Origin of the sequence: Rothia sp. 27098_8_27, from assembly GCF_041432805.1 — a bacterium.
Classification (GTDB): Bacteria; Actinomycetota; Actinomycetes; order Actinomycetales; family Micrococcaceae; genus Rothia; species Rothia mucilaginosa.
Genome location: NZ_JAPWAJ010000007.1, coordinates 1 through 23,992, shown reverse-complemented (window position 1 = coordinate 23,992; position 23,992 = coordinate 1). Strand labels below are relative to the sequence as shown.

The following is a 23,992-nucleotide window of genomic DNA, read 5'->3' as shown; positions in this document are numbered from 1 at the left end:
CCAGCAAAGGATTTCAAGGAAGTAATATGTCTATCTTTGTGAACAAGGACTCCAAGGTCATCGTTCAGGGCATCACCGGTGGCGAGGGTACCAAGCACACCGCACGCATGCTCGCAGCAGGCACCAACATTGTGGGCGGCGTGAACGCTCGCAAGGCTGGCACCACCGTCACCCACAAGGCGAAGGACGGCTCCGACATCGAGCTGAACGTGTTCGGTTCTGTAGCTGAGGCTATGGAGAAGACCGGCGCGAACGTCTCCATCGTCTTCGTTCCCCCGGCCTTCACCAAGGCAGCAGTTCTCGAGGCTATCGAGGCTAAGATCGGCCTCGTCGTCGTCATCACCGAGGGCGTTCCGGTTCAGGACTCCGCAGAGTTCTGGGCAGCTGCTAAGGCATCCGTGGACGAGAATGGCAAGCAGATTACCCGCATCATCGGCCCCAACTGCCCCGGCATCATCTCCCCCGAGGAGTGCCTGGTCGGTATTATCCCGGCGAACATCACCGGCAAGGGCAAGATCGGTCTGGTCTCCAAGTCCGGTACTCTGACCTACCAGCTGATGTACGAACTGTCTGACATTGGTTTCACCACCGCTATCGGTATTGGTGGCGACCCCATCATCGGCACCACCCACATCGACGCTCTGGAAGCTTTCGAAGCTGACCCCGAGACCGAAGCAATCGTCATGATTGGTGAGATCGGTGGTGACGCTGAGGAGCGTGCTGCAGAGTACATCAAGGCAAACGTAACCAAGCCCGTCGTTGGTTACATTGCAGGCTTCACCGCTCCTGAGGGTAAGACCATGGGCCACGCAGGCGCTATTGTCTCCGGTTCCTCCGGTACCGCTCAGGCGAAGAAGGAAGCTCTGGAAGCAGCAGGCGTGAAGGTCGGTAAGACCCCCTCCGAGGCTGCAAACCTGATGCGCGAAATCTTCGCAGCGAAGTAAACAGCATAAAATTGCGGCAGATGCCGGTAGTCGAAAGACTGCCGGCATCTGCGCTTTTAACGCCCCTCTAGCGCTAGCACCCGCAAATATTGCACTAGAAAGTAAGCTTGTGCACACGATGCCACAAAAAGATGTAAGTACGACCATAACCTTTGTATACTTGAGGACATCGAGCCTAGTCAGAATGATTCTCTAACCAGGTTTCAAGAAACACCACCACTCACAGGAGATCACCACACTCATGACCCAGCCTATCTCTCGCCGCGCTGTCGCCAAGGCAGGCGTCTGGTCCGCACCCGTCGTCGCAGCCTCCGCAGCAGTACCCGCATACGCAGCATCCGAGGAAACCCCCGGCGTGCAGTACGGCGTGTACGTCAGCGTGCAGAACAACGGCGGCTACGTCGGCTACGCATCCTCCAACAACACCGGCACTATCAACCCGGCAACCCCCGAGGCGCACTTCACTGCCTCCGGCACCCCCGACTCCGACATCAACTGGGACGACGCAACCTCCAAGCCCAAGAGCGCAACCTACGTCAACGGCGAAGGTAAGTTCACCCCCGTCACCAACTCCCAGACCGGCGCAAACGGCGCCTACATGTCCTCCAGCGGCTTCTGGTGGTCCGTACCGACCAAGGACACCGCAACCGGCACCGGCTACATCCCCGGCAGCAGCGTCACCCTCGCAGCTGGCGCAACCTTCGTGACCGAGGTTGAGTACACCGTCGCCGCCAGCGCACAGTCGCTCCTTAAGTTCGGTAAGATCAACGGCCAGGCATGGGCCCCCTCCGGTCGCAAGCTGACCGGTAAGACCACCGAACTGGTAGCCTCCGCAGGCCAGGCAAAGTACCTGTCCGTCGCACAGACCGCTGGCACCTGGACCGCAGAAGTACCGACCATCACCCAGAACTCCGACGGCACCTACACCTTCAAGGGTCGTATCGTCTACACCACCAGCAAGGCGTACACCATGAAGCAGTCCGGCACCAAGTACTACAGCCAGACTAACTTCATGCCGGCGCAGCTGCGCTTCCCGGCAAACGACGGCTGGGTTTCGTACAAGCAGACGTCCAGCGTGCAGGTCGCTAACCTGACCTACTCCGGCAACGGCGCAACCGGCTCGGAGAGCGTTTCCGGTCAGGCCACCACCGCGGAGATTCACCCGTAATAGATCAACCCCTCATACGGGCTAAGAGCATATAGAAAACCCCCGGCGGATGATTCACCCGCCGGGGTTTTCTATGCCCAGGATGCAGTACTCATGGGAGAGTGAAGTGCATTCCGTAATGGCTATATAGGCTTGTCTAAAGCGTATTTAGGAATTGGAATTAGCCGACCGTCGTGCCGAACGCCAGACCCAGCAGATAGGTCACGAACGCCGCACCAAAGCCAATTAGAATCTGGCGAATACCGCGCTTGAGCGGGGAAGCGCCCGAAAGCAGACCCACCACGCCGCCGGTGAATCCCAGCGCCGCACCCACAAACAGCAGAGACAGCACCATCGCGAACACACCCGACAAGCCAAAGATATAGGGCAGAATCGGAACCAGTGCACCCGAAGCGAAGAACGCGAACGAAGCAGCGGCGGCACCAATATCGGTACCCAAAGCCACATTCTCCTCACGATCCTCATCCTCGCGGTGAGACAGCGACGGATCGCAGTCACAATCCATGTAGCCGAAACGCTCCATCGCACGGTGATGCGCGGCTTCCGGCTCCATGCCGCGGGCACGGTAAATGAGCTCCAACTCGTTCGAGTCCAAATCCAAATCGTGCGCAACACGCAGGGTCACCTGGGTCGGCTGGGAGGCATCCAGCAGTTCACGCTGAGAACGCACAGACACAAACTCACCCGCCGCCATCGACAGCGCACCCGCCAGTAGGCCAGCAATACCCGAGAGCAGAACCATCGAGCTGGACGCGCCCGAGGCGGTAATACCCATAGTCAACGCCAGGTTCGACACCAAACCGTCGTTAGCGCCAAAGACTGCCGCACGGAAATTACCCGAAAGCTTCTCCCTGCCACTGGTCGCCAGGGCACGGATAATTTCCTCGTGAATTGCCTCGTCAGCCGCCATTTCCTCGGTGGCGTCCGGATCTTCAGCGTAGGGGGAGCGGGACTCGGCGCGCTGCGCCATCGCCAGAATGAATACCGAACCGAAGTTCTTTGCCAAGAACTGCAGCACCAGAGACTGCATGGACGGGCGCACGTGAACATCCGCGTGTTCGCCGAGCATGTCACGCCAATGCTGCTGGTGACGCTTCTCTGCCTCAGCAACCTGTAAAAGGATCTCGCGGTCGGTGCCCTCGGCGCGGCGAGCCAGGTAGCGGTAGATGCGTGCCTCCGACTCTTCATCAGCCAGGTAGCGGCGCCAACGCTTAATCTGCGTGGGGGAGGGGGAGGTGACGGCGCTATGGCGGGTGGCCTGCGAAGCTTCGGTAGCGGCGTTTTCCGGCTGAAGCTTCTCGGTTTCTTCGCCGTGCTCGTTCGGGGCGTGCGTGCTCATATCTCTCTTTCCGCCGGATGCGGGTCGCGCCGGGTATCTCCCGGGCGCGCAATCATGCGTTCGATCTGTGTGTTCTGAGTTGATCAGTGAACCACTGTAGAGCACTCCGAACAGAAAATCTAGGACGGCCTAACCCGATAATCATGTTCGCCTCAACGTACTTTGTGATACCGCACGGGCGAGGATTCAAGGGGCGGGAAAGGTAAAAGTGCCGGGAAGAAGCGGGGCAGCTTCGAGCATAAAAAGCCGGGCGGGTGCACCCTCCATAAGGAGAGCGCACCCGCCCGGCTTGTGACTCTAAAAGCTAACGCCTACATGACGTGCCGCCATAGGTAGGCTGCAGTTTAGAGGCTACAACGTAGATGGTTGCGGCTTAGATGTTGCCTTCGCCGTTTTCCAGGAACGCGCGGATGAACCACTGGAACTTCTCCAGCTCGGCGGTCTGGCCAATCAGCAGATCCTCGGTGACGGGGTCGGACTCACCGGCAAAAGCAATTGCCTTGCGGTGATCCTTGATCACACGGGTGTACACGTCGTTCAGGGCGTGCAGGTGGTCAGCAACGCGTGCGCGGCCGACGGGGTAGTCCTCGACGGTGCGCTGTGCGACCAGTGCGCCAGCCAGGCCGTTGGGGATTGCGCCCAGGGTTGCCATACGCTCTGCGATGGCGTCGACGAACTCGCGGACGGTGTCGACCTGGGGGTCAATCATTTCGTGAACGGCGATGAAGCCGGGGCCGGTCACGTTCCAGTGAGCGTGCTTCAGCAGCAGGTGCAGGTCGTTCAGGTCGTGCAGACGTGCCTGGAGAACCTCGGAAATACCCTTGCCTTCTTCGAGGGTCAGGCCGGGTGCGGTGTAGTTTGCGAATGCCATGATGGTCTCCTTCATGATGCTGTGATGTTTGTGGTTCGGTGGGGTTTGCGTGCCCCGCCGAATCGTTATTATGAGTAAATCATTTTAAGGAACCGCTGTCAAGGTTATTTTGAGTAATTCGTAATAAATTGTCATCTATGTGTCGCGCCAACCTTAAAAGCCCCCGCCCAAAAGCCCCTGCTCACCCCCCCACGGCTCACCGCCCAGGCGCGCACAAAGGGTGGGATGCGCGATATCTCATCTTGTGCATCCCACCCTTTACGGTGAAGTGTATTCAGTTCTCTGTAGAGCTTTCAGTCTGCAAACTACGCGGCTACGCCAGCGCGCGAACCGCCTCCAGAGTCAGCTCCTCATGCTTGAGGCGCGCGGTGCCCAGCTCCGCCGGAACCTCCAGCTCGCCCGGCACAACAATGACACGCATACCCGCCGCGGTCGCACTGCGCACGCCCGACGGGGAGTCCTCAAGAGCCACGCACTGAGTCGGATCAACACCAAGACGCTCCGCCGCCAAAAGATAGGGCTGCGGGTCCGGCTTGGGGTTGGTGGTCTCATCGTTGCCAATAACCACCGAGAACGTGCCCTCGGGTGCCGCGTTTGCGGTGCGGCGAGCCACGGAGGTGGTTGCGTTTGTGACGATGGCGGCCGGAATCTGTGCATCGTGAACCTCCGAGAGGAAACGCTCAATGCCAGGAAGGAACTCGACCGGCTGCTGCGCCAGGGCCTCGCGCACCTTCGCCACCAGTCGATCGTTAATCTCCTCGTCCGGCAGGTTCACGCCGCGCTCGCGCAGGCGATCCAGGGTGAACTGCATGGATAGGCCCAGGCAGTCGAGGGTGTCCTGCTCGGTCCAGGTGCCGCCAAATTCTGCGGTGAGAGCAACCTTTGCGGCAGCCCATACGGGTTCGGTATCGACGAGGGTTCCGTCGTGGTCGAAGAGAATGGCGGCGGGGAAGGTGTTCGTAGTCGTCATGTCATTAAGCCTACCGGTTTATTTCTGGCGCGAGCGTAGGGCAACGTCCCCAATCGTCACCAAAAAATCTGTGCCCGCGTTCTGGGGGTTCTTGGCGATAGTGAGCAGCGCATCGGCGACGTCTTCACGGGCAATCGTCGGAATGCCCGGAGTTCGCTCGACGCTCGCCATATCAAACACCTTCACCCCGCCCTTACCTGGCTTGTCGGTCAGCCTGCCCGGATGTGCATGCGAAATATACGGCTGATATTCGGCAACCAGGGCGTCCGCCTTAACCTTGTCGGTAAAAATGCCGCGCATGATGACCTTGCATACCAGGCGCATGGGCAGGGACGCGGTCCGTACCGTATCGCCCACACCGTAGGCGCTCATCAGAACGCAATGCTTTACGCCTGCGCCCGTGACCGCCTCCATGATGAGGGGCAGACGCTCCTGCATGAACGTGGAGGAGAGAAACTCTCGCACCGTGGCTTTCTGCCCCAGGACGCTCACCATGACGTCCTGCCCGGAGGATGCTGCGGCGAGCTGCTCGGCATCGTTCAGGGCTCCCGGAACGATAGTGAGATTTTGGTGCGCCCCCAAAAGTGTTAGCGCCTTGTCGGGGTTGCGCACGTAGGCGGTGACGGTGTGCCCCTCCTCTAGGGCTTTGCGGGTGAAGAGGTAACCGGTGCGGCCGGTTGCACCTAGAACCAGTATTTTCATGTGGGTCCCCATTCGTGACTGTGATTGTTGCGGGAGCCCGCAAGCGCCCAGCCTCGCAAGTACCCAGTCCGGTCAGTATAACAATGCGGTTTTGACTGGGGCTTTTGTCTGGGGCTTTTGTTTGGGGGTCAGGGGTGTGAGGTGGGGTGAAAAATATGAAAATTTTTTTGCAGGAGGCTTGCGAAACATAATTGAGTGGAGTAGACTCAAGTTATGTAATGCAGGGGCGCATAGGATAAGCCCCTCGAAATGCGAAAGGAACATCATGGACAACAAGTTCACCACCAAGAGTCAAGAAGTCATCTCGGCGGCAAATACTAATGCTCAAACCGCCGGTAACCCCACTATTGAAACCGCGCACATCCTCAAGGCCCTCATGGACCAGCGCGAAGGCGTCGCCGTAGCAGTCCTCAAGGCTGCTGGCCTGGATGTGGACGCTATCTCCGAGGCGGCATCCGCCGAAATCAAGAAGCTGCCCAAGGCATCCGGTGCCTCCGTGCAGAATGCCTCCCTCAGCCGTGCCGCGCTTTCCGCTCTGCAGGCGGCACAGACCCGCGCCCAGGGCTTCGGAGATACCTACGTTTCTACCGAAATGATTCTGCTGGGCATTGCCAGCGGAACCGATAGCACCGCAACCGCAATGCACAAGCTCGGCGCTACCGCAGAGCTCATCGCACAGACCATCCCCAACGTCCGAGGAGACCGCACCGTGGACACCCCCGACCCCGAAGGCACCTTCCAGGCACTCGAAAAGTACGGCACCGACCTGACCGCCATTGCTCGCGCAGGCAAGCTTGACCCGGTCATCGGCCGTGACTCCGAGATTCGCCGCGTGGTGCAGGTGCTTTCCCGCCGCACCAAGAACAACCCCGTGCTGATTGGTGAGCCCGGCGTCGGTAAGACCGCCGTCGTGGAAGGCCTGGCACAGCGCATGGTTTCCGGCGACGTGCCCGAATCCCTGCGCGGCAAGACCCTGATTAGCCTGGACCTGGGCTCCATGGTCGCAGGCGCAAAGTACCGCGGTGAATTCGAGGAACGCCTGAAGGCAGTCCTCGAAGAAATCAAGAAGTCCGAGGGTCAGATTGTGACCTTCATCGACGAGATTCACACCGTTGTCGGTGCTGGCGCATCCGAAGGTTCCATGGACGCAGGCAACATGCTCAAGCCCATGCTCGCCCGTGGTGAGTTGCGCCTGATCGGTGCCACCACCCTGGACGAGTACCGCGAGAACATCGAGAAGGACCCCGCACTGGAGCGTCGCTTCCAGCAGGTGTACGTGGGCGAGCCCAGCGTCGAGGACACCATCGGTATTCTGCGCGGTCTGAAGGAACGCTACGAGGCACACCACAAGGTGCAGATTGCTGACTCCGCGCTGGTTGCCGCAGCAACCCTGTCTAACCGTTACATTCCCTCCCGTCAGCTGCCGGACAAGGCAATTGACCTGATTGACGAGGCAGCATCCCGCCTGCGCATGGAAATTGACTCCGCACCGGAGGAAATCGACCAGTTGCGCCGCGCCGTGGACCGCCTCACCATGGAGGAACTGGCGCTTGCCGACGAGACCGATCCCGCATCGGTTGAGCGTCTGGAGGCGCTGCGCAAGGACATGGCTGACAAGAAAGAACAGCTCGACGCCCTCAACGCTCGTTGGGAGGCCGAGAAGGCTAGCCTGAACCGTGTGGGTGACCTCAAGACTGAGATTGACGAGCTGCGCTCCCGCGCCGAGGTAGCACAGCGTGAAGGCAACCTCGCTGAGGCATCCCGCCTGCTGTACGGTGAGATTCCCGCAAAGCAGGCTGAGCTGGAAGAAGCACAGCGCGCCGAGGACACCGCCAAGAACGAATCCATGGTCTCCGAAGAGGTCACCGCGGACGATATTGCCGAGGTGATTTCCTCCTGGACCGGCATTCCCGCAGGTCGCATGATGCAGGGTGAGTCTGAGAAGCTGCTCGAAATGGAGAAGCGCATCGGTGCCCGCCTGATTGGTCAGGAAGCCGCAGTGGTCGCTGTCTCTGACGCTGTGCGCCGCGCCCGCGCCGGTATCTCCGACCCGGACCGCCCGATTGGTTCCTTCCTGTTCCTGGGCCCGACCGGTGTCGGTAAGACCGAGCTGGCTAAGGCACTGGCTGAGTTCCAGTTCGATGACGAGCGTGCCCTGGTACGTATCGACATGAGCGAGTACTCCGAGAAGCACACCGTTTCTCGCCTGGTCGGTGCCCCTCCCGGATACGTCGGCCACGAAGAGGGCGGTCAGCTGACCGAGGCTGTACGCCGTCGCCCCTACTCGGTGGTCCTGCTCGACGAGGTTGAGAAGGCACACCCCGAGGTCTTCGACATCCTGCTGCAGGTACTCGATGACGGCCGCCTGACCGACGGTCAGGGCCGCACCGTGGACTTCCGCAACGTCATCCTGATTCTGACCTCGAACCTCGGTTCGCAGTACCTGGTCAACCAGGACCTGCCCTTCGAGGAGCGCTCCGAGAAGGCGCTGGAGGTTGTCCACCAGGCATTCCGCCCCGAGTTCCTCAACCGACTGGACGACATCATCATGTTCCAGCCCCTGTCGGCTGAGAACCTGGGCCAGATTGTGGGCCTGCAGATCAAGAGCATTGCTAAGCGTCTGGAGGACCGCCGCCTCACCCTGAACGTCACCCCCGCCGCCCTGGAGTGGCTGGGTAAGACCGGCTACGACCCGGCATTCGGTGCCCGCCCGCTGCGCCGCCTGGTACAGCGCGAGATTGGCGACCGCCTGGCTCGAGGCATCCTCTCCGGTGCAATCCACGACGGCGACACCGTGACCGTGGATGTGAACCCGGACGTTGCCAGCGACGGTCTGTCGGTGACCTCCGAGCGTGAGCAGAAGGCTGAGAACTAAACCGGTCTGCTGGGCGGACTTAGCCCGTGGCTGAGTTTGCACATTCGAAACCATACGAAATAGGCTGTGGGGTACCCTCGAAAGGGGGTGCCCCACAGCCGTTTAACGCGTTAGAACCGCGCTGAACCGCACTAGTACACAGAGCATTGAGGAGAAGAATGGACCGCTGGACTGACCACCAGAACTTCGCCGCCGCCGGTGAGCAGCGCGAAGAAATCGCCTCCGTGCACCGTGCCGCAATCCGCTCGATTCAGCGCGTTGTCTCTGAGAACGCCACCCCGCACGACGAAGAATACGCCTCCGCGGGTATTGCCGAGCTACTCAAGGCGGGTAAGGTTCTCGTGCTCACCGGCGCGGGCGTGAGTACCGAATCCGGCATCCCCGACTACCGCGGACCGGGCGGTTCCCTGCACGACCACCGCCCCATGACCTACCAGGAATTCCGCTACGATGACGCCGCCCGCCAACGCTACTGGGCGCGCTCCTACGTGGGTTGGCGCCGCATGCGCCGCGCCGAACCGAACCGCGCCCACTATGCGCTCGCCGAGCTGGAACAGCTGGGTGCCGTGAGCGGCGTGATTACGCAGAACGTGGATGGGCTGCACGCCCGCGCTGGAAGCTCCAGCCTGCTGGCACTGCACGGTGACCTCTCCCGTATTGTGTGCCTGGACTGCGGGCAGGATGAGGGCCGCGAAAGCCTGGATGCGCGCCTGGACGCGGCGAACCCCGGCTACCTGGCGCGCCTTGAAGACGAAGACCTGCGTGTGAACCCTGACGGTGACGTGGAGCTGGACGAGCGCTATATCCGCGATTTTCAGATGGTGCCCTGCATCGCCTGCGGTTCGACCCGCCTCAAGCCGGATGTGGTGTACTTTGGCGAGTCCGTACCCGCCGAACGTAAGGCACGTAAGGACGCCATGCTCGCCGAGTGCTCGGCGCTACTGGTGGTGGGCTCCTCGGTGGCGGTTATGAGCAGCTACAAGATTGTGCTGGAGGCTCTGCGCGCCGGCAAGCCGGTCGCTGTCATCAATGGCGGCCCGGGTCGTGCGGATGCGAAAGCAACCTACCTGTGGCGCAGCGGCGTGGGTGAGGCTCTGGAACTCATGCTCGACGAGATTGATGACTAGGTGGTGCTGGCACGACTAGGTAGCGCTAGCACCCGGCGAATTTTGCCGCGCGTGCACAGACCGGTGATTTAGTGCATGAAAGTGCTATTTTGTGTTGCAAGTCATTGCAAATAGCCCCTGGACAGGCGGATACACCCACCACGCGGGGATAAAATGATGGGATGGACATTCGACACACTATCACTCGCTTCGGTGCCACCGCCCTGATCGGTTGCGGTCTGGCGGTCACCGCAATTCCCGCAACTTTCGCTCAGAACGGTGAAGAGTCCGTCACCCACGTTTACTCTGACAAGGCTGCTTCCCACATTTCTGAGGTCTGGTACAAGGGCGAAACCCTGAAGATTACCGGTGAGGGCTTTCTGACTCAGGACGGCACCTCCGGTTCCGTTATCGCCATTAAGCTGAACAAGGGCTCCGTCAAGATTGACGGCAAGGACTACCTGGAAGTTCAGGCTGACGAGAAGGGCAACTTCTCCGTCTCCATTCCCTGGCAGAACGACCTGGACGATCGCATCTCCGTGGACGTCTACCTGCTCTCCGGCTCCCTGAAGGACAACGACACCTCCCGTGGCGGTAAGGCTGCGACCGTGAAGATTGAGGCTCGCTCCGTTCAGGAAGCAACCCCCTCCGCTACCGCATCTGCGAGCGCTTCCGCTTCGGCAACTGCTTCGGCAACCGCGAGCGCTTCTGTCGTAGCTACCCCCTCCGCATCTGTAGCTCCCTCTGCTACCCCCTCGGCTTCTGCTTCGGCTACTGCCGCTGATGAGGTTGTTGCCTCCGTGGATGCAAAGATTAAGGACCGCGCCGATGATAAGGCTTCCGCCACCGCTTCGGTGAGCCCCTCGGCTACCGCATCGGCTTCTGTGGTGGCGACCCCCTCCGCTTCGGCAACTGCTTCTGCGACCCCCTCCGCTTCGGCAACTGCTGATCAGAACGCAGCCATTGCGAACGAGGCGAAGGACCAGCTGGGTGATTCCACCTCCGCTACCGAGCAGGTGACCGCTTCGGCTGAGAGCACTCGCTTCGCGAACTGCGCAGAGGTTGCGGCTGCTGGCCTGGCACCCATTCACAAGAGCCACCCGGACTTCCGCCAGAAGTTCGACAACGACAAGAATGATTGGGGCTGCGAGGTCATTAACAGTGAGGTGACCGACGGTTCCTCCTCCAACAGCTCCTCGGGTTCTTCGTCCCGCAACTCTGGTGGTCTGGATAACCTGGGCGGCGACTCCTCCTCTTCGAGCAGCTACACTTCGAGCCGTGCTCAGCGCTCTTCCCTGGCTAACACCGGTGCTTCTAACGCCTTCACCATTGCTGGTCTGGGCCTGGTGGCTCTGGGCCTGGGTGTTGCTGGCGTGACCGCTGTGCGCAACCGCAAGAACTCCTAAAACTATTGCCGCCGCCCGGTGCGGTGCGTGAGAGTCCCCTCTCCTGAATGCTTTCGAGCGTTCGGGCGGAGGGGATTTTCGCGTTTAACGGGGTGGTTTTTGCTATTGGGTTGTGCTGATGGGATGGGGTATGTACCTGTTAGTTTCTTCAACGTCGGGTTGAGAGTTTAGGTGTGCACGGCGGTGCAAAAGGCTTATATAGTTCAACCATGCCTTCAATAAACCTTCAAGAAAAATATGTTTTGTGAGTCAGGTCATGGCAAATTAGCGTCTTGGGAGCCGGTATCCCAAGCTTCGCTCGTTAGAATGGGTGGCATGAATATTCGAAACAACATCGCACGCATTGGTGCCACCGCCCTCATCGGCTGTGGCCTCGTTGCTACTTCCGTCCCCGCGACCTTCGCTGTTGAAGGTGCGCCTCAGGTTGTCCACACCTACGCAGACTCTGCACAGTTCATCGCCCCCGATGTATGGGTTGAGGGTCAGGGTCTGAACATTGGCGGCGAGGGCTTCAAGACCGCTGACGGCACCTCCGGTTCCGTCCTGGCACTGAAGCTGAACAAGGGTGCCGTCAAGATTAATGGCCAGGACTACCTGGAAATCCACGCTGACGCGGCTGGCAACTTCTCCGTTACCATCCCCTGGCAGGAAGAGCTGCACGGCAGCGTTTCCGTTGACATTTACCTGCTGTCCGGCTCCCTGAAGGACGGTGACGTTCCCCGCGGCGGTAAGGCAGCTACCGTGACCATTAAGGTTGCAGAGCAGCCCGCTCCCGCACCTAGCGAGGACCCGACCCCCGCTCCTTCTCAGGACCCGACTCCGGCTCCCTCTGAGGATCCGACTCCGGCTCCTTCCGAGGACTCGACCCCGGCTCCCACCCAGGACCCGACCACTGAGGCTCCCAAGCCTGCTGACGAGACCTCCGCACCCGCAGTTGAGGACGCTAAGGAAACCAAGCCTGCTGAAGAGACCTCCGCACCTGCTGAAGAGCAGAAGTCTGACCAGGCTTCCGACTCCTCCGCAAAGGACGAGAAGGCCTACAAGTACCAGAACTGCGCTGACGTGTGGGCAGACCGCGGTACCTCTATCTCTAAGGATGACCCGGACTTCCGTGAGAAGTTTGATGCCAATAACAATGGTGTGGGTTGCGAAGAGCAGCCGAACTACGAGAACTCCAAGAAGTCTGACAGTGTTTCGCTGAGCTCCGGCTCGAACGACAACCTGGACTCCGGTTCCTCGAACGCATCCTCTAAGAGCTCTTCTTCCCTGGCTAAGACCGGTGCATCCGATGTGATGACCGCTGCTGGTCTGGGTCTGATTGCTCTGGGTGCTGGTGGCGCGACCATCGTGGCAACCCGCATGCGCAAGAAGGCATAATAACGCCTAGTCGCTAAGTTTTTAGCTGCTTTTATGGGCTCCCTCCATATCGGAGGGAGCCCATTTTTTGTGCTTTTTGAAGCTGTGGGATGCTCCGTCAAGGACGCGAGAAAAGAGAAAAAATTACGATTGAATAGCGCCACGATAAGGGTATTTATTAGAGACATATAACACTTATCTCTAAGTTAAGGGCAGCACAGGGTAAACACAGGCTTGCACGGGAATCTAGATACTACAAAGAACGCACAGCCCGAAGCTGAAGAACAGACAGCTAGAGCTAAGCGAACATCGCGACACGATACCTGGAGCACCCAATGACTATTCTGACCATGGCGATTGCCGATGCCATAGCCATCGCAGCTCTCTGCACCCTCTACATGGTGCGGCACCGCAACCGCGAACTGATGATTTCCTACGCGGTCATCAACGCCGGCATCTTCACCGTCTCGGTGGCGCTGGTATCCGCCGGATCGAACGCATCCGCTATGGGTATGGGCCTCTTCGGTGTCCTGTCGATTATCCGATTGCGTTCCACCGCCCTGAGCCAGCGCGAGGTGGGTTACTACTTCGTAGCCCTCTCGGTCGGCATGATCGCAGGTGTGAACATTAGCCCGGCGTACATCGCCTTCGGCCTCATGGCTACCCTGGTCGGCCTCATCGCGATTCTCGACTCGCGCAGCGCCCCGGTCTCTACCGATCAGACTCAGACCGTTACCGCCGATCGTGCGATCAGCGACGAGGAAGAGCTCAAGGCATACCTGAGCGCTCGCCTGGGTTACACCGTCACCTCGGCGAAGATCACCGAGCTGGACATGGTGAACAACCTGACCCGCGCCACCGTCACCTACCAGCCCAAGGAAACCACCGAGGGCGGCACCCCCGCGGCAGTGGAGGCGGCACCGGCTAACGCAGCACCGATTGCGGCTCAGCCGGTAGCATCGCAGATGACCGCAACCCGCCAGCCGGTAGCATCCACCACCGAGGCGCACACCACCCTGGACACCCGGATGGTTCCGCTCCAGCGTACCCTGGTGGGCAAGTAAAACCAGCCGGTACAAAAGCCTCCGATTCACTCCAACTGCACAAACATCTCCGATACCCACGACACGCCGCCCCCCAGCGCACAGCACGCAGGGGCGGCACCCCAGAAGGACGAAGACCCATGACTAACGCAGCCGCAAACATCATCCCCGCAGAGTGGAAGAGCATCAGCCTCGAAGCCATGAACGAGAAGGCAGCCATGCAGACCCGTATGGACCGCAAGTACATTGTCGACGCAGAAACCGCCGCCAAGGTACTCTCCACGCTCGACGCAGACGCCTCCGTCATGGAAATCGATGGCCAGCGCGACTTCGCCTACGACTCGGTCTACTTCGACACCCCGCAGATGCAGAGCTACCACTCGGCAGCCTACAGCCGCGAGGACACCTTCAAGATCCGTACCCGTAGCTACCTGGACTCGGAGCTGACCTTCCTGGAGGTCAAGACCGACGGTGAGCAGGATATGACCGTCAAGAAGCGTATCCCGTACACCTTCGAGAACCGCGATACGCTCACCGCGGAAGGCCACGAGTACATCACCGCAGCACTCGGCGATATTCTCGCCGGTCCCGTGCACAAGCTGGAGGCGGTCCTGACCACCGGCTACCGCCGTACCACGGTCTTCCTGCCGCAGAGCGAGAAGAACCCGGTCGCCTCCCGTATGACCGTAGATAACGCCCTGACCTGGACCCCCATGTCCGAGAACATCCTCATGGCGGGCGTGAACTACCGCAACTTCCACGGCAACCTGGTCGGCACCACCTACGGCCTGCCGAACGCGGTCATCATCGAAACCAAGTCCGGCGTGGAGCCCTCCGTGGCAGACCAGCACCTCTGGGATGCGGGCATCACCCCCGCGAAGATTTCCAAGTTTGCAACCGGTATGGCGGCGCTGAACCCGCAGCTGGCAAGCAACAAGTGGGAAGAAACCCTGAAGAACTGGATGCACCTGGAACCGGTCGATGGCACCCGCCTGAACGTGGGCGATATGACCGAAGAGGATTACCAGAAGCTGCTGACCGAGCGTTTCGCAACCGCCTAAAACGGCAATCCGGCTAAAACGGCAATCTGGCTAAAGCAGCAATCTGGGATGCGCGGGTAGGGTAGTGCACCTACCTTACCCGCACCCCCAGCCCCTCATCTATATTCCCCCCCGCACCAAGCACAACATCGGCTTTATTCGCCCCACACAGGCAATAACCGCTCTTACACATATTCACATTTCACATACGTCTTACCCCTGTGGCGCTGGCTCTACGCGAGTGGTCACCCAAACACAAAGGAAAACCCGTGAAAAAGAGCAATATGATTAAGAGCGCAACCTCCATTACCCTCCTGGCAGCCTTGGCGTTGACCGGCTGCTCGGCAAACTCGGCATCGAATGCCAGCGCATCGAGTGCAATCAGTGCCTCCGCTTCGAGCACTTCGGGCACCACGTCGAAGGTGGCAGACTCCTTCTCCACCGACGTGAAGAGCGGAGCGAAGCTCGCCGAGGACACCCACTACTCCGCAAAGGACGTCACCTGGGATTCCTCCAGCGAAGTTACTATCGATCTTTCTAACCCGACCGCGACTGACGGCGTGACCGTCAGCGACGGCGTCATCACCATCACCAAGGCGGGCAACTACAAGCTCACCGGCACCTACGAGGGCCAGATTAAGGTTGAGGCAGCCGACAGTGACATGGTCCGCCTGATCCTGAACAACGCGACTATCACCAATTCCACCGGTGCAGCTATCAACGTTGTTGAGGCGGACGAGGTCGTTATCTACACCGCCTCGGGTACCACCAACACCGTCTCTGACGGTTCCTCCTACTCGGATACCGCCAGCGGCAGCCCTGACGCAGCTATCTACTCGAAGAGCGACCTGACCCTGGCGGGCGAAGGCACCCTGAAGGTTGAAGGTAAGTACGAAGAAGGTATCCACACCTCTGATGGCCTGGTCATTGCCTCCGGCACCCTGGAAGTGAACGCGGCAAACACCGGCATTAAGGGTAAGGACTACGTCGATATCCTGGACGGCGCCATCACCGTGACCGCAACCAAGGACGGCATCAAGGCAACTAACGACACCGACGGCAACCGCGGCTGGGTACGCCTGAGCGGCGGTACCGTGAACATCTCTGCAGGTGATGACGGTTTCAAGGCTGAGCGCGTGCTTGAAATCTCCGGCGGTACCCTAAATATTACCCAGGCGAACGAGGGTATTGAGGCGCAGTACATCAACATCCTGGACGGCACCGTGAACGTGACCAGCTCCGATGACGGTATCAACGCCTCGTACAGCACTACGACTACCACCGACTCGACCAGCACTAGTTCGACCGGTACTGAGTCGACTACTGCAACCTCGACTAAGCAGAGCGCGCAGGGTGGCCAGAACTCTGCACCCCAGGCGCCCAGCGGTAGCGCAGGTCAGGCACCTGCAGGTGGCGGTCAGGCTCCCTCGGGCACTATGGGTCAGCCCCCGGCTGGTGGTGGCGCAGGTGGCGGCATGGGTGGTGGTGGCGGCACCTTCGAGGTCGTCGATGCAACCATCAACATCACCGGCGGTACCGTCACCGTGAACGCGAACGGCGACGGCATCGACTCCAACGGTACGGCAACCCTCTCCGGTGGCACCCTAATCGTGAACGGTCCCTTCACCGGCGGTAACGCATCCCTGGACACCAACGGCGACCTGCTGCTCAACGGCACGACCGTGACCGCGGGTAACTCCGGTGACATGTTCGAGGCACCCTCGACCAACTCCACCAGCGGCTACGTGAAGATCAGCAACGTATCGAACCTGAGCGCCGGCACCACCGTACAGGTGACCGACTCCTCCGGTAACGTGGTGGCGAACTACAAGGTGACTAACTCCAGCACCGCACTGGTCCTGGTCTCCAGCTCCAAGATCACCAAGGGCGAGAGCTACACCGTGTACACCACCACCGATAGCGTGGATGCCTCCAGCACCACCCTGGCTTCTAACGCCACCTCGCTGGGCTCCTTTACCGCAAGCTAGCAGCTCCTTCGCCGCAGGCTCAGCGGTAGGGGGCTCTCCCTTAGACCCCGTGCGGGATGTCATGACCTGCACGGTACCCTCTCTGAATCCGGTCTTGTGAGTGAGCCGGAGGCAGAGACACTCGCCCCGCATCGGATGTAGTGATATATCCGGTGCGGGGCTACGTGTTATATAGGGAGTGTGGCGGCTGGGGTGTTGTGGAATCTGGAGTATGGGCAAAGAGCGGGGTTTAGGTGCTCGCGGTGGGGTGGACGCTACGCTGTGCTCGCCGCGGGTGCAAAATAAAACGGTTGTTCCGGTGCGAAGAAGTGTCATGATACGCAAAATAGGTGCCGCTGAGCGAGACATTCAGGGCTGAAACAGGGTACTCTATAGTGTAGTAAAGACTGTTGAACGATCCGAGAGCGAGGCGCCGCGCGTGCTGTTCGCCTCGGACAGGATGAAAGAGGGGGTCACGCCATGGGGCGCGGCCGTCAGAAGGCTAAAGCAACTAGGCAGGCTCGGGAGATGAAGTACTTCAGCCCCGAGACCGACTACAGCGCACTCGAGCGCGAGCTCAGCAGCGCGAAGAAAACGAAGTCCTCCGATTCGTCCCGCCGTCGCTATGACGACGAGGACGACTACTCGGCATACGCAGAAAAGTACGCGTCCTACGAGGATGAGGCATAAAGAATACGCGGAATGATTCGGTGCATATCGACCGAGCGTATTTCATAGATGATGAACCGGCTTGAGGCCCCGCACGGGGTGCTCAGCCGGTTTTTTCGTGCCTTCGAGTGGCTACGTGTGCGTGGGGGAGCGGGGATGCGGTGGGTGCTCAACTGCTTGGTACACACAGCCAGTACACATGTTTATACATAGATATGCATAGTGCTATCTGGTAATAAAGCCTGGGCAGTAATAAAAAAGCCTGAAATGAATAAGCATACATAGCTTCTGCACAGCTTAGTCATGCCTGGCGCAGAGAATAGCCCGGCATTCTAGAGACATGAACAACGAACAGAACATGACTCAGAACATTGACCAGGCAACCCAGACCGCAGCAGAACAAGCTAACGCAGCGCAAACCGCTGCAGAGCAGAAGCTAGCTAAGAAGAAGCTCACCCGTCGAATTTTCATCGGCGGCAGCCTCGGCGCACTCGCAGTAGTCGGCGGCGGCGCAGGCTGGGCATACAACCGCTACCTGGCAGAGCACACCGAAATCGAAGACACCACCGCCTACGAGGCGGCAGCAGCTCAGGCAAACGCAAGCGCCTCCGGCTCAGCCACCGCAGATCCCACCGAACTGACCGGCGTGAAGGTCAACGGCCAGAGCCTCACCGCTAACGAAGGCTCAATCACCATCACCTCCAACACCACCGGCAGCGGCTCGGACGCGGTCGTCTCCTTCGTAGCAGACATCAAGCTCGACAACGCAACCCTGCTGCGAAGCGCCTTCGCCAACAACAAGTTCGGCCAGAACATCATCGACACCCCCTCGAACATTGCCTCCGAACACAACGGCATCTGGGCGATTAACGGCGACTACTACGGCTTCCGTACCACCGGCATCGTGATCCGAAACGGTGTTGTCTACCGTGACTCCGGCGCACGTGAAGGCCTCGCCTTCTACCGCGACGGCTCCGTCAAGCTCTACGACGAAACCGCAACCAACGCCCAGACCCTCGTCAACGAGGGCGTATGGAACACCCTCTCCTTCGGCCCCGCACTGGTCAAGGACTCCGCGGTTGTCGACGGCATCGACAGCGTCGAGGTGGACACCAACTTCGGTAACCACTCCATCCAGGGCAACCAGCCGCGAACCGGTGTGGGCGTGCTCGGCACCAACCACCTGGTCTTCATCGTGGTCGACGGCCGCTCCACCAACTACTCGCGTGGCGTGACCATGCCCGAGTTCGCCCAAATGTTCAAGGACCTCGGCTGCGTGAGCGCCTACAACCTGGACGGTGGTGGCTCCTCCGCCATGGTCTTCAACAACAAGCTGGTCAACCGCCCGCAGGGTGGCACCAAGGAACGTGGCACCAGCGACATCCTCTACATTGCAGGGAGCGCATCGTGATTATCCTGATACCCGCCTATAAGCCGGACCAATCACTGGTCCGCCTTGCCCGGGCCCTGCACGCACAGGACCCGGACGCCGAAATCCTCGTGATTGACGACGGATCCGGCAGCACCTACGCACCCATCTTTACCGAACTGCGCATCGACAGCGTGACCGTGCAGACCCACCCCGCCAACAAAGGCAAGGGTGCGGCACTGCGCACCGGCATCGCCTGGGCGAAAGCAAACCGCCCCGGCGAGGTCATCGTCACCGCCGACGCGGACGGCCAGCACCTACCTCGGGACATCTTCCGTGTGGGTGTGCGCACCGAAACCGCCGCGGCGGCAGGGCAGAGGAGCATCCTCCTCGCTGGTACGGTACACCGTGCTGGCGGTGGGCATCCTCGCAGCCAACGCGGCTCTGATGGAAGCTTTGACCGGCCTGGGTGCGTCCCTGCTGGTCGCCAAGATCCTGACCGAACTGATTCTGATCCCGATCAGCTTCGCGGTCCAGCGCCGCTGGGTTTTTCTACCCACCCAGCGTCAGGAAAATACGCGAGAAAAGACTCAGGCAATCGCCGCCTCTTCCGGCTTGCGCGCGGTGAGCTACGAGTCCACTCGCATGGAGGCTGCCGGTATCCGTACCGGTGTGCGTGCCTCCCAGGTACGCCCCTAGCTCGTCTACCCTAGCGTCCAGCTCGTTAGGGGCGTGCCCAAAGATTTCTCCCACCTGTCAGTCGTGAGGGTGGGTGGGAGAAGCATGCTGCAGCATCAAAAGCCGCAGCGTTCTGTTCACGAAAAGCCCCCGCTGAGAAAACTCAACGGGGGCTTTTTGTATGTGGCATCCTTCAGAAGCCTAATGGCTCACCGGCTTCCGAGCTGGCAACATGCCGATTACTGACCGGGAATCAGGCCGTGAGCAGTAATCAGGAACGGCGGGTTGTGGTTAACAGCCGGGTTAGTCACGTAACCAACACGTGCCGCACGGGTCGGGTGCTTGGGTGCACGCTTCGGCCAGGGCTTTGCCTGCGGGTTCGGGTCCTTCTTGCCCTGCACCATAGCCAGTGCGCTCGCGGCGTTCACAATGCCGGAACCGCAACCGTTCACATCGCAGGTGAGCGGCTTGGAGCTCTGCTTCAGAATCTGCTTTGCACGCTCAGCGTTCAGCGAGGGATCCACGGACTTCATTAGAGCAATCACGCCAGCAACCTGGGGTGCTGCCATGGAGGTGCCGTCGTACTCGGTGTAGCCTGCGCCGGTGGACACGGTGGTACCCAGATCCACGGTGGACATGATGTTGCTGCCGGGGGCGCTCACATCAACAATCTTGCCGTAGTTGGAGAAGTCGCTGCGCTTACCCTCCTGGTCGGTAGCGCCCACCACGATCGAACCGCCGCAGTTAGCCGGAGCGACCTTGGAAGCGTCCTGACCGTCGTTACCAGCTGCGACAACGAGAATCGCGCCGCGCTTGTTCACCTCAGCAATAGCCTTGGAGTAGGTTGCAGGGCAGGTGCCTTCGCCACCGAGGGAGAGGTTAATGATCTTGGCGGGGTTGGAGTTCGCGGGAACGCCCTCAACGGTGCCGCCGGCTGCCCAAACCATTGCATCCGCAATGTCGGAGTCGTAGCCACCGCACATGCCCAGGGCACGCACGGGCAGGATCTTGGTGGAGGGGGCCACGCCGACGATGCCGCGCTTATTGTTCATAATTGCGGCGATGGAGCCGGCAACGTGGGTGCCGTGCCAGTTCGACTCGCTTGCCTCGGAATCAGCGTCGCAGACGCCCGCTTCTTCCCAGTTGCCCTGGTCGGTCGGGTCGGAGTCGCGGCCGTTGCCGTCACGGGCAATGGAGGGCTCGGTGATGAAGTCGTAGCCGGGCAGGACGTTAGCGTCCAGGTCGGGGTGCTTGACGATGCCGGAGTCAATCACAGCAACGGTCACGCCGGCACCCTGGGTGGTCTTCCATGCTTCGGGGGTAGCCAGACCCTTGGTGCCGTGCAGGTTCCACTGCTGCGGGTAGAGGGTGTCGTTCGGTGCCACAACCTGGTTCGACGCCTGGGCTACCTGAGCGACCTTGGAGTTTGCGGCGGTACGGGTGCGTGCGTTGGAGCGGCGCAGCAGGTCGGGCTCAACCGACGCGACGGAGGGGTTAGAGCTCAGCGCTGCCATGTACTTCTCTGCCTGCTCTGCGGTGAGCTTGGAGGAGAGAGTTACCACGGTTGCCTTCTGGGCGGTGGTGCGTACGTAGTTGGTTTTGATTTTGAAGAGGTCGTCGACGCTCTTTACCTCGGAGGTGAGACCCTGGTAGAGGGCGTCGTTCCAAGTGGCGACCTGGGTGCCTGCGGGGCTTGCCCAGTTGATGCCGCCGGCGTTCAGCGCGCTATCGGTGTAGGTGATAACGAATCGGTTGAAGCCTGCCTTCTGCTGCTCGGAGCTGAGGGAGGAAATGGTGGTGTGCGCCTTGGCGCGCTCGGCTCCGTTAGCCTTGGCGGGGGCCGCGAAGGATGCAGGGGCGCCCAGGGTTGCGACGAGTGTTGCTGCAGTACCCAGGCTCAGTGCGGTGCGTGCGACACCGCGCGCTGAGGGGTGAGTGGTAAAAGACATCGGGGTCCTTTGCGTATGTGAGTGCCGGAAGCGGCAAGTGGGTTGGTCATCCACCCACATAAATGCACTTTTGAGAAAATATTTACATTCTTTTGCATATTTGCTTGTGAGGAGCGAATAGAAAAAGAAAATGCACATCACTGCATTGATGTGTATTTTTCTCTAAACCCCGTGGAGGAGTTCTTCGGAAGTAGTTTATGTGGTGAGATATCGCTATCCTAGCACCTTTTTCCATGTGTTTAGCGGCAAAAACTCTGTAATGTGTCGCAGATAATGAGATTTTTCTTTCATGTAAATGCAGATAAAGAAATGCCTAGTCGGAATATTCTCACGACTTAAAGTAGTGATTTAAGTTTTACTCATCTGTGCATAAAATGACCTGCATCACAAAGGTTATTTTATTCATAAAGTAACCCCCAAAAGGGTGCTAGAGTATCTCACGGTGCGTACCCGTGCATGCACATTGTGAAGCTACTTCACAACCGCACTATGCACCCACACCTCACTCTTCCGTATTCACTCGTACCGAGCACACACATCACTCTGCGCCCTCAACGCGAATCGGCAACGCTGCGCCGAACCGTGCGTACCCGGTACCACTCACCTCAAGGACGTCCATGCTTCGCATTGCTCGCCCCTCGCAGGCGCGCTCCTCACAGCGTTCCCTGCTGAGCTTCGTCACCGCAACCTGCCTGCTCTCGGCAAGCGTGATCCCCGCCGTGGCGGTACCCACCGCACAGGCTACCCAGGCATCTACCGCCGCACACGCTTCTAACACTGCCCAGACTACCCAGTCCGCGCCGGTGGCGTACAACCGCTTCATCATCACCTACACCGAGGACGCGAAGAACGCCGCCTCCACCGACGCCACCGCAGACCAGATTGACTGGTCCGCCGCCGCCGGCACCCAGCAGGCAACCTGGAGCGACGCACTCTACGCGGGCATCACCTCCGACGTGCAGAGCATCGACGAGCTGCTGAACATTAAGACCAGCTACGTCCGCTCCACCGCGCTGGACGCCAGCGTGGTCACCACCTCCGCGGAGCTCACCCCCGCCCAGGCGCAGCAGTACATGAACGCTCTGAGCGCGAACTCCAAGGTTGCCTCCGTGTCGCCCGATATGCGCCGCTACGCCACCGTGGACACCACCTCTGAGCCCGTCAAGATTAACGACCCGAAGATGAACCGCATGTGGTCCCTCACCGGCGAGAAGGGCATCTCCGCGCTGGAGGCGTGGGGCACCACCCGCGGCAAGGGCGTGACCGTGGCGGTGCTGGACTCCGGCATTACCGCCCACCCGGACCTGGACGCTAACGTGCTGCCCGGCTACGACTTCATTGCCGAATCGGCGTTCTCCAATGACGGCGACGGCCGCGACTCCGACCCGACCGACGCCGGCAACTGGACCGTAGATAACCAGTGCTTCACCGGTTCGAAGGCGACCGCCTCCGACTGGCACGGCACCCACGTGGCGGGCACTATTGCCGCTATCGCGAATAACAACGAGGGCATTGCCGGCGTGGCACCCGAAGCGAAGATCGTGCCCGTGCGCGTTCTGGGCGCCTGCGGTGGCTTCGACTCGGACATCACCGACGGCATTATTTGGGCTGCCGGTGGTAGCGTGCGCGGCGTTCCCGCAAACCAGAACCCCGCCCAGGTCATTAACATGTCCATCGGTAGCGAGGGCACCTGCACCACCCCGTACCGCCAGGCGATTGCCCAGGCGAATAAGCGCGGCTCCAGCGTGGTTGTCGCTGCGGGTAACAATAACTTTGACGCGTCGAAGTCCAGCCCCGGCAACTGCGAGGACGTCATCACCGTGGGCGCGACCGATAAGAACGGCAAGCGCTCCTACTTCTCTAACTACGGCTCCCGCGTGGACGTGAGTGCCCCCGGTGGCGACCGCCGCTACTGGGGTGGCGGAATCCTCTCCACCCTGAACGCTGGCAAGACCGCTCCCGGTAAGGCTGACTACGCCGAGTACCAGGGCACTTCCATGGCGGCACCGCATGTTGCCGGTATTGTGGCGCTCATGAAGTCGGTTGATCCGAAGCTGACCTACGCTCAGGCGAAGAAGGTTCTGCAGTCCACCTCTCAGGGTGTTGAGTGCGACCAGTCTGCGTGCGGTTCCGGCATTGTGAATGCGGCGCGCGCGGTTCAGCAGGTCCGTTCCGACCGTGAGGCTGCGGATGCCGCCGCAGCTGAGGCGGCACGTAAGAAGGCTGAGGAGGAGGCCGCACGTAAGAAGGCGGCCGAGGAAGCGGCCCGCAAGAAGGCTGAAGAGGACGCTAAGCGTCAGCAGGCTCCCGCGCCTAAGGCGACCCCGGCTCCGAAGACTAACCGTCCGGTGACCCGCCCGTCCCGCCCGGTGACTCGCCCCTCGTACCCGTCGCGTCCGCGTCACGGTCACACTCCGCGTTACCGCTCCTGGTACGGTTCTTCTGCGAACACCTACCCGAGCAGTGGTTACTTGGGTTTCGCTTCCGGTAATCACCGCTAGTCGAAACTCTTTTTAGATACGAAAAGCCCCCGATGATTT

Annotated in this window: 18 protein-coding genes and 1 pseudogene; 14 read left to right on the top strand and 5 right to left on the bottom strand. The window is 60.2% G+C overall.

The features are described from left to right. Positions 1 to 26 precede the first annotated feature (26 nt). The gene (gene sucD / locus O3675_RS07900) at positions 27 to 944 is read left to right on the top strand and encodes a succinate--CoA ligase subunit alpha (protein WP_005504562.1); all 918 of its coding nucleotides are present in this window, start codon (positions 27 to 29) and stop codon (positions 942 to 944) included. A gap of 241 nt (positions 945 to 1,185) precedes the next feature. After that, entirely contained in the window at positions 1,186 to 2,112 is a 927-nt protein-coding gene (locus tag O3675_RS07895) for an amino acid oxidase (RefSeq protein WP_371571897.1), read from the top strand. 160 nt (positions 2,113 to 2,272) lie between these two features. Here the strand turns inward: O3675_RS07895 and O3675_RS07890 are convergent, their stop codons facing one another. The 4 genes from O3675_RS07890 to O3675_RS07875 all read right to left on the bottom strand — a co-directional run bounded on the left by O3675_RS07890 (position 2,273) and on the right by O3675_RS07875 (position 5,994). Next, positions 2,273 to 3,451: a VIT1/CCC1 family protein gene (locus O3675_RS07890; protein WP_371571895.1), complete on the bottom strand. Its 1,179-nt coding sequence runs from the start codon at positions 3,449 to 3,451 to the stop codon at positions 2,273 to 2,275. Between the two features lie 373 nt (positions 3,452 to 3,824). After that, a complete protein-coding gene (dps, locus tag O3675_RS07885) occupies positions 3,825 to 4,322 on the bottom strand; it encodes a DNA starvation/stationary phase protection protein Dps (RefSeq protein ID WP_314928851.1) in 498 nt (165 codons plus the stop codon). Positions 4,323 to 4,635: 313 nt separating this feature from the next. Beyond that, positions 4,636 to 5,292: an HAD family phosphatase gene (locus tag O3675_RS07880; RefSeq protein ID WP_049340938.1), complete on the bottom strand. Its 657-nt coding sequence runs from the start codon at positions 5,290 to 5,292 to the stop codon at positions 4,636 to 4,638. A gap of 18 nt (positions 5,293 to 5,310) precedes the next feature. After that, entirely contained in the window at positions 5,311 to 5,994 is a 684-nt protein-coding gene (locus O3675_RS07875; protein ID WP_371571893.1) for an NAD(P)-dependent oxidoreductase, read from the bottom strand. Positions 5,995 to 6,259: 265 nt separating this feature from the next. On the opposite strand from O3675_RS07875, the gene clpB reads away from it, so the two are divergent. From clpB to O3675_RS07820, 11 genes and pseudogenes are all read left to right on the top strand, one after another. After that, positions 6,260 to 8,869 (top strand): ATP-dependent chaperone ClpB, encoded by a 2,610-nt coding sequence (clpB, locus tag O3675_RS07870; protein ID WP_371571891.1) that lies wholly within the window; start codon positions 6,260 to 6,262, stop codon positions 8,867 to 8,869. Between the two features lie 158 nt (positions 8,870 to 9,027). After that, positions 9,028 to 9,996, top strand: coding sequence for a Sir2 family NAD-dependent protein deacetylase (locus tag O3675_RS07865; RefSeq protein WP_371571889.1), 969 nt, complete (start codon positions 9,028 to 9,030; stop codon positions 9,994 to 9,996). A 161-nt stretch (positions 9,997 to 10,157) separates the two neighbouring features. Further along, complete coding sequence (locus O3675_RS07860) at positions 10,158 to 11,381, top strand: excalibur calcium-binding domain-containing protein (RefSeq protein WP_371571888.1); 1,224 nt, start codon at positions 10,158 to 10,160, stop codon at positions 11,379 to 11,381. Positions 11,382 to 11,696: 315 nt separating this feature from the next. Further along, positions 11,697 to 12,758, top strand: a complete 1,062-nt coding sequence (locus tag O3675_RS07855) for an excalibur calcium-binding domain-containing protein (protein ID WP_044145723.1) — start codon at positions 11,697 to 11,699, stop codon at positions 12,756 to 12,758. A 314-nt stretch (positions 12,759 to 13,072) separates the two neighbouring features. Beyond that, positions 13,073 to 13,801 (top strand): DUF4956 domain-containing protein, encoded by a 729-nt coding sequence (locus O3675_RS07850; RefSeq protein ID WP_371571887.1) that lies wholly within the window; start codon positions 13,073 to 13,075, stop codon positions 13,799 to 13,801. Positions 13,802 to 13,920: 119 nt separating this feature from the next. Next, complete coding sequence (locus O3675_RS07845) at positions 13,921 to 14,841, top strand: polyphosphate polymerase domain-containing protein (RefSeq protein ID WP_371571885.1); 921 nt, start codon at positions 13,921 to 13,923, stop codon at positions 14,839 to 14,841. Between the two features lie 248 nt (positions 14,842 to 15,089). Next, the gene (locus O3675_RS07840; protein WP_371571883.1) at positions 15,090 to 16,808 is read left to right on the top strand and encodes a carbohydrate-binding domain-containing protein; all 1,719 of its coding nucleotides are present in this window, start codon (positions 15,090 to 15,092) and stop codon (positions 16,806 to 16,808) included. A gap of 459 nt (positions 16,809 to 17,267) precedes the next feature. Continuing rightward, on the top strand, positions 17,268 to 17,477 hold the full coding sequence (locus tag O3675_RS07835; RefSeq protein ID WP_005504588.1) for a DUF3073 domain-containing protein: 210 nt from the start codon (positions 17,268 to 17,270) through the stop codon (positions 17,475 to 17,477). A gap of 319 nt (positions 17,478 to 17,796) precedes the next feature. Continuing rightward, positions 17,797 to 18,867, top strand: a complete 1,071-nt coding sequence (locus tag O3675_RS07830; RefSeq protein ID WP_303937555.1) for a phosphodiester glycosidase family protein — start codon at positions 17,797 to 17,799, stop codon at positions 18,865 to 18,867. Continuing rightward, positions 18,864 to 19,097 (top strand): annotated as a pseudogene (locus O3675_RS07825) (glycosyltransferase family 2 protein); the annotation flags it as partial. The gene O3675_RS07830 and the pseudogene O3675_RS07825, both read left to right, overlap by 4 nt. 70 nt (positions 19,098 to 19,167) lie before the next feature. Further along, positions 19,168 to 19,524, top strand: a complete 357-nt coding sequence (locus O3675_RS07820; RefSeq protein WP_371571994.1) for a hypothetical protein — start codon at positions 19,168 to 19,170, stop codon at positions 19,522 to 19,524. Positions 19,525 to 19,742: 218 nt separating this feature from the next. On the opposite strand, the gene O3675_RS07815 is transcribed toward O3675_RS07820, so the two are convergent. Beyond that, positions 19,743 to 21,452 carry a S8 family peptidase gene (locus tag O3675_RS07815; protein ID WP_371571881.1) on the bottom strand — a complete coding sequence of 570 codons (1,710 nt, stop codon included), beginning with the start codon at positions 21,450 to 21,452 and terminating at the stop codon, positions 19,743 to 19,745. Positions 21,453 to 22,069: 617 nt separating this feature from the next. On the opposite strand from O3675_RS07815, the gene O3675_RS07810 reads away from it, so the two are divergent. Next, the gene (locus O3675_RS07810; RefSeq protein ID WP_371571879.1) at positions 22,070 to 23,953 is read left to right on the top strand and encodes a S8 family peptidase; all 1,884 of its coding nucleotides are present in this window, start codon (positions 22,070 to 22,072) and stop codon (positions 23,951 to 23,953) included. The last annotated feature ends 39 nt before the right edge of the window (positions 23,954 to 23,992 follow it).

Bases quoted from the DNA above. Each gene is read 5' to 3' on its own strand.
- sucD (WP_005504562.1), top strand. From the start codon at position 27: ATGTCTATCTTTGTGAACAAGGACTCCAAGGTCATCGTTCAGGGCATC.
- O3675_RS07895 (WP_371571897.1), top strand. From the start codon at position 1,186: ATGACCCAGCCTATCTCTCGCCGCGCTGTCGCCAAGGCAGGCGTCTGG.
- O3675_RS07890 (WP_371571895.1), bottom strand. From the start codon at position 3,451: ATGAGCACGCACGCCCCGAACGAGCACGGCGAAGAAACCGAGAAGCTT.
- dps (WP_314928851.1), bottom strand. From the start codon at position 4,322: ATGGCATTCGCAAACTACACCGCACCCGGCCTGACCCTCGAAGAAGGC.
- O3675_RS07880 (WP_049340938.1), bottom strand. From the start codon at position 5,292: ATGACGACTACGAACACCTTCCCCGCCGCCATTCTCTTCGACCACGAC.
- O3675_RS07875 (WP_371571893.1), bottom strand. From the start codon at position 5,994: ATGAAAATACTGGTTCTAGGTGCAACCGGCCGCACCGGTTACCTCTTC.
- clpB (WP_371571891.1), top strand. From the start codon at position 6,260: ATGGACAACAAGTTCACCACCAAGAGTCAAGAAGTCATCTCGGCGGCA.
- O3675_RS07865 (WP_371571889.1), top strand. From the start codon at position 9,028: ATGGACCGCTGGACTGACCACCAGAACTTCGCCGCCGCCGGTGAGCAG.
- O3675_RS07860 (WP_371571888.1), top strand. From the start codon at position 10,158: ATGGACATTCGACACACTATCACTCGCTTCGGTGCCACCGCCCTGATC.
- O3675_RS07855 (WP_044145723.1), top strand. From the start codon at position 11,697: ATGAATATTCGAAACAACATCGCACGCATTGGTGCCACCGCCCTCATC.
- O3675_RS07850 (WP_371571887.1), top strand. From the start codon at position 13,073: ATGACTATTCTGACCATGGCGATTGCCGATGCCATAGCCATCGCAGCT.
- O3675_RS07845 (WP_371571885.1), top strand. From the start codon at position 13,921: ATGACTAACGCAGCCGCAAACATCATCCCCGCAGAGTGGAAGAGCATC.
- O3675_RS07835 (WP_005504588.1), top strand. From the start codon at position 17,268: ATGGGGCGCGGCCGTCAGAAGGCTAAAGCAACTAGGCAGGCTCGGGAG.
- O3675_RS07830 (WP_303937555.1), top strand. From the start codon at position 17,797: ATGAACAACGAACAGAACATGACTCAGAACATTGACCAGGCAACCCAG.
- O3675_RS07815 (WP_371571881.1), bottom strand. From the start codon at position 21,452: ATGTCTTTTACCACTCACCCCTCAGCGCGCGGTGTCGCACGCACCGCA.
- O3675_RS07810 (WP_371571879.1), top strand. From the start codon at position 22,070: ATGCTTCGCATTGCTCGCCCCTCGCAGGCGCGCTCCTCACAGCGTTCC.